The organism is Longimicrobiaceae bacterium, assembly GCA_035936415.1.
Lineage (GTDB): Bacteria > Gemmatimonadota > Gemmatimonadetes > Longimicrobiales > Longimicrobiaceae > JAFAYN01.
On sequence record DASYWD010000089.1, the window covers coordinates 1 to 5,367 of the forward strand.

Below are 5,367 nucleotides of genomic sequence, written 5' to 3' on the forward strand. Positions count from 1 at the left end.
TCCCTCGGCAGAGTCGCGCAGCAGGTCGCGGACGTGCTCGCGGAGCGCGTCGCGGGGGATGCGCCCCAGCGAGGGGGCGGCCTCCAGCGCGGCGGCGCGGAGCACGTCGTCGTCCAGGAGCGCCAGGAGGAGCGCCCCGGAGCGCACGGCGCCCTCGCCCAGGTGCAGGGAGGAGACCAGCCAGCCGCGCTCCAGGAGGCGGAGGAGGTGGGGGGAGAAGGCCGGGGTGCGGCCGTTGCCGCGGCGGAAGCCCTCCGTGGCCGCGGCGAGCTCGGCGAGCGGGGCGGACGCGTCCACCTCGTACCGGCGCAGCAGCAGGTGCAGGTCGCCCGCGGGCGCCTCCAGCAGTTCGGCGAGCAGGTGCTCCACCTCGACCCCGTAGTGCGTCTGCCGGACACAGACCGACGCGGCCCTCTCCAGCGCCTTGCGGCACGCCGGGTTGAGCTTCTCGATCAGGGCCCTGGGGTCGGACGCCATGGGGGGCGGGGTGCGACGGACGGAGGCGGGAGCGCGGCGGCTTCCGGAAGGGAGACTGGCCGGGCGGGGTCTGGCGGGAGCGGGAAACAGCCCGCGCGTGGCGGAAACTTTTGATACGGAAGCCGACAGGTAGGCCGGACAGGCTCCGCAATATGACCGTGGGGGGCGGGGGCGTCAAGGACCCCGCGCCCCCCACGTGGCGGCTATCGCGCGGATGGGTACGGTCAGGCGGGTGCGTCGAACCGCGCCGGGACGGACAGGAGGTGGGACAGGTCGGCGCCGCGCTCGTACGGGACGGCGTCGGAGCCGCGGCGGAAGAGGAGCGCGCCGGTGGTCCCGCCCAGCGCCAGCTCGCCGCCGCGCCGGCGGAGCCAGGCGCCCTCGCGGATGCCCAGGACGGGGACGTCATTCTCCTCCAGGAACTGGCGGATGCGCTCCTCGCGGGTCTCGCCCATGTGTGTGGAGCCGGGGTCCGGGTCCTGGTAGTGCGGGTTGACCTGGAAGGGGACGAGCCCGAACGCCTCCAGGGTGTCGGGCTGCACGATGGGCATGTCGTTGGTGGTGCGGATGGTGGGGCAGGCGTGGTTGGTCCCCGCGCTGGAGCCCAGGTACGCCAGCTCCCCGGCGGCCACGCGGCGCCGCACCGGCTCCAGCAGCCCGTGCCGCTGGACGGCGCGGAGCAGGCGGAAGGTGTTGCCCCCGCCCACGAAGAGCACCTCCGCCTCCTCCACGGCGGCGCGCGGGTCGGGCGCCGCGTGCAGCCCCGTCACCCGCACGCCGAGCGGCTGCAGCGCGTCGCGCACCTTCGCGGTGTAGCCCTCGTGGTCGGCGAGCGCCCAGGGGACGAAGTGGACGGTGCGGCGTGCGCCCAGGAAGTCGCGGACCGCGTCGAGCGCGTGCTCCAGGTAGCCGCGGCCGTGGACGGTGGAGTTGCTGAGCAGGAGCAGGTCGTGTTTCATCGGGTCTTTGTCTTTCAGGCCGTCCCGTCCAGGAAGCCCCGCACGAGATCCGGGAGGTTGCGGATGCTGAACGGCTTCTGCAGGAACCCGTCCGCGCCGGCACCCCGCCAGTGCACGTCCTGCTCGTCGGCCGAGCTGAAGAGGATCACGGGGACGTCCCGCAGCTCCAGGTCCATCTTCAGCGCCCGGCAGGCGTCGCGCCCGTCCAGGTCGGGCATCATCACGTCCAGCAGGACCAGGTCGGGGCGCTCGGAGCGGGCGAGGACCAGCGCCTCCGCCCCGCCGTGCGCGCGCACGACCTCGAAGCCGGAGTACCCGAGCATGTCGGCCACCAGCGAGGTGATGGCGTGCTCGTCGTCCGCGACCAGGACGCGGGGTTTCTCCTTCATCTCGACTGCGGGTCGCGGGGCAGGGCGAGTCCCGTGAGCACCATCTCGGAGTGCTCGAACGGCTCCCCCACGCGCATTCCCTCGCCCGTGATGTGGAACGCCCGCAGGGCGTGGTCGTAGCTCCGCGCGCGGATCTTGAGGACGGAGAAGAGCCGCAGGAGCTCCCCCTTCCGCTCCACGTAGCGGGCGTGGAGCACGTTGTCCATCACCGCGGAGAGCTCCGCCAGGGGAAGGTCGAAGTTCATCCCCACGATCCGCGGGAGGTCCTGCAGGAAGAGGGTGGTGACGCCCCGCTCCCGGAGCAGGCTGGCGAGCGCGGCGAAATAGTAGAAGTCGCGCTCCCTGGGGATGATGGAATGGCGCACGTCCTCGATCGCGTCGAACACCACCCGCTCGATCCCGTGCTCCTCCACGAAGGCGAGCGTCCGCTCCGCGACGTCGTCCGCCAGCGTCTCGGACGGAGACCGCCAGTGGATGTGGATCTTTCCGTCCGCGATCCCCTTCCGGAACGGAAGGCTGACGCCGTCCGCCTTCCGGAGCAGACTCTCCGGCGCCTCGTGGAAGCCGACGAGCAGCCCGGGCTCGCCAGCCTCCGCGCCGGCGCTCAGGAAGGCGAGGCCGAGCATCGTCTTCCCCGCCCCGGGGGTGCCGACGAGGAGCGAGACGGTGCTCCGCTCCAGGCCGCCTCCCAGCATGTCGTCCAGCCCCTCGACCGTGAACCCGGCGAGCGGGGCGGGCGGCGTCTCCATCGCCTCGCCCGACAGGGTCGTCTCCATCGTGGCCGCGAGCGACTCCAGCCGCGGGTACAGGTGGATGCCTTCCGCCGTGATCCGGAAGGTGTGCCACCCGCGGACGTGGCCCACCCCGCGGAGCTTCCCCACCGAGAACATCCGCACCTCCCGCAGGCGGACCTCCTCGGTGCGCAGGTGGAAGATGGCGTCCGCGATGGTGAAGGTGGGGTCGGAGGACATCCCCTCCTCCGGGTGGGTGAGCAGGAGCGTCGTCACGTCCGTCACCGCCGCCTGGGCCTCCATCTCGTGCATGAAGCGCTGGTAGTCCAGGGGGTCCTCCGCGGAGACCTTGAGGGCGTGCACCCCGTCCAGGACGACCAGCGAGGGGCCATGGAGCGCCACGAGCCGGCCGATCTCCTCCCGGACCGCCTGCAGGCCGCCCCGGGCGAGCACGGGATAAAGGCTGGCATAGTAGAACGAGCCCGGCACGAAGGCGGGGTCGAAGAACGGGAAGGTGCGCGCCTGCGCGATCAGCATCTGGTGCGTCTCCACCAGCGCCGTGAGGTACAGGACCTTTCCGCCCTCCCGGACGAACTGCGCGCCGATCTGGTGCGCCAGCACGCTCTTCCCCGCGCCGGGCCCGCCGAGCACCACGTGCAGCCCGCCCCTGCGCAGCCCCCCGTTCAGGAGGCGGTCCAGCCCGGGTACGCCGGTCCGAACCTGTGCGACTCCCGCCGTCCCTTCGTTCCCGCCCCCGTTCGTCCCGTCGCCCATCTCGATCCCCCTGGTCAGTGCGCAGACTCCGTCTGCTCCGGGGAGCGCCTACCGCTCCGTCCGTCCCGCCCCCAGCTCCACCGTGAAGACGCTCCCCCGCCCCGGCGCGCTCTCCACGCGGATCTCCCCGCCGAGCAGGCGCACCAGCCGCCGCACGATCCCCAGCCCCAGCCCCGTTCCCGGCGGACGCCCGGCCACCGGCCGGCCCGCCTGCCAGAACGGCTCCCAGATGCGCTCCAGCTGCTCGGGGGTCATCCCCTCGCCGGTGTCGTGAACCTCCACGAGGGTGCGCTCCCCCTCCGTGCGCACGCGGAGCCGGACCGTCCCGCGCTCGGTGAACTTGACCGCGTTCCCCAGCAGGTTGAAGAGCACCTGGCGCAGCTTGTTGGCGTCCGTGTGCACGGTCGGCCCGTGCTCGGGCGCCTCCACCGCGAATCCGAGCTCCTTCTGCAGGGCGAGCGGCCCGATGAGCGCGGCCGTGTCGCGGGCCAGCGCCCCCAGGTCCACCGGCTCGCTGCGGGCCTTTTCCCGCTCGGCGTCCAGCCGGGACAGCGTGAGCACCTGGTCGATCAGATGCGCCAGGTGCTTGGACGCTCCCAGGATCTGCTCGGCGTGGCGCAGGGGGGCGCCGGAGATGGGCTCCGGGATCCCGTCCACCAGCAGCTCGGCGAAGGCGAGGATCGCCGTGAGCGGGGTGCGGAACTCGTGCGACATCGCCGCCAGGAACTCGGACTTCGCCTCGCTCGCGCGGTTCGCCTCGCGGTGCAGGCGGGCGTTCTCCACGGCCAGGGCGGCCCGGTCCGCCAGCTTCCGCGCGCGCCAGAGGTCGTCCGGGGTGTACTTTCCCGGCTCGTCCCACCCCAGGCTGAGCGCGCCCAGGACCCGCTCCCGGATCCGGAGCGGCACCACCAGGAGCGACCGCGGCGCCACGTCGGCGGCGTCCCAGGCGTCGTCCTCGTCGGCGGAGAGCGGCTCCAGGTCGTCGATGGTGATCTCCGGGATCAGCTCCGTCTCGCCCGTGCGCAGCACGCGGGCGACCGGGCCGGAGAGCGAGGCCGGGTCGAAGGGGCGGCCCTCGAGGATCCCCCGGAGCGTCTCCTCCCGGTCCGGGTCGGCGTGCGCGACGCCGGGCCGGTGTACGCGCCCGTCCTCCTCGACCACGTACACGATGCAGGAGTCGGCGACCTGCGGCACCGCCAGGCGCGCCACGCCGGCAAGGGTGGTGGCGTAGTCGAGCGACCCCGCCAGGATCTCGCTGGCCCCGGCGAGGAAGGCGTTGCGGCGCTCCGCGGCCTGGGCGTGGACCCGCGCGGCCTGCTCTTCGTAGAGGCGGCGGGTGGCGAGCTCCGCCCGCTTCCGCTCGGTCACGTCTCGGAGGAGCCACCGGAGCCCCACCAGCCGATCCCCCTCGTGCGCGGCCGCCACGGTGGCCTCCACGTCCACGGCGTCGCCCCCCGGGGGGGTCAGCCGCATCTTCCATTCGGCCGGGTTCTCCCGCTGGCGCACGATCCGGAGCCGCCGCTGGAGCGTCGCCCGCCCGGTGCCGGTGGCGAAGTCGGCGAGCGAGCGGCCCACGAGCTCCCCGTCCTCGACCCCGAGGAGCGCGGACGCGGTGCGGTTGGCCTCCTGGATCACCCCTTCCGCGTCCGTGACCAGGTACGCGTCCGGCGCGAGGTGGAACAGCTCCCGCAGCTGCTGGCGCTCCGTTTCCAGCTCGCGGCGGGTGGTGTCCAGCAGCTCCCGCTGGATGCGGAGATCGTCCAGCGTCTCGCGGAGATCGGCGAGAGCGTCCTCCGCCGCGGGCTGGTCCTCCTCCGGTACGTCGCGGGCGCGGTGCGCCAGCAGCTCCACGCTTCGGCGCGTCCGCTCGGGGTCCTCGCCGGGGACTCGGTCCTCCCTCATGGGGTGGGGTGGTTCATCCGGTGGTGCAGCTCGTTTCGGGTGGGCTGGCCCGGGGCGGGCAGGGCTCCGGCGAAGACTGCAAGATGGAAACCGACGTCGTAGAGGCGGCCCTCCCGCCGAAACGGCGCGGGCCCC

At 73.3% G+C, this 5,367-nt stretch carries 5 protein-coding genes; all 5 read right to left on the reverse strand.

All coding sequences use genetic code 11. The features are described from left to right. Positions 1 to 477, reverse strand: a 477-nt coding sequence (locus tag VGR37_03540) for a hypothetical protein (protein HEV2146468.1), incomplete at its 3' end; no start/stop codon positions are given. A gap of 224 nt (positions 478 to 701) precedes the next feature. After that, positions 702 to 1,436 (reverse strand): dipeptidase PepE, encoded by a 735-nt coding sequence (gene pepE, locus VGR37_03545; GenBank protein HEV2146469.1) that lies wholly within the window; start codon positions 1,434 to 1,436, stop codon positions 702 to 704. Positions 1,437 to 1,450: 14 nt separating this feature from the next. Then, complete coding sequence (locus VGR37_03550) at positions 1,451 to 1,825, reverse strand: response regulator (protein HEV2146470.1); 375 nt, start codon at positions 1,823 to 1,825, stop codon at positions 1,451 to 1,453. After that, entirely contained in the window at positions 1,822 to 3,330 is a 1,509-nt protein-coding gene (locus VGR37_03555) for an ATPase domain-containing protein (GenBank protein ID HEV2146471.1), read from the reverse strand. Before VGR37_03555 ends, VGR37_03550 begins: the two co-directional genes overlap by 4 nt. A gap of 48 nt (positions 3,331 to 3,378) precedes the next feature. Next, the gene (locus VGR37_03560) at positions 3,379 to 5,232 is read right to left on the reverse strand and encodes an ATP-binding protein (GenBank protein ID HEV2146472.1); all 1,854 of its coding nucleotides are present in this window, start codon (positions 5,230 to 5,232) and stop codon (positions 3,379 to 3,381) included. Positions 5,233 to 5,367 lie beyond the last annotated feature (135 nt).

What these genes read in the sequence shown, in the direction of transcription:
- pepE (HEV2146469.1), bottom strand. Translation starts at nt 1,436, where the DNA reads ATGAAACACGACCTGCTCCTGCTCAGCAACTCCACCGTCCACGGCCGC.
- VGR37_03550 (HEV2146470.1), bottom strand. Translation starts at nt 1,825, where the DNA reads ATGAAGGAGAAACCCCGCGTCCTGGTCGCGGACGACGAGCACGCCATC.
- VGR37_03555 (HEV2146471.1), bottom strand. Translation starts at nt 3,330, where the DNA reads ATGGGCGACGGGACGAACGGGGGCGGGAACGAAGGGACGGCGGGAGTC.
- VGR37_03560 (HEV2146472.1), bottom strand. Translation starts at nt 5,232, where the DNA reads ATGAGGGAGGACCGAGTCCCCGGCGAGGACCCCGAGCGGACGCGCCGA.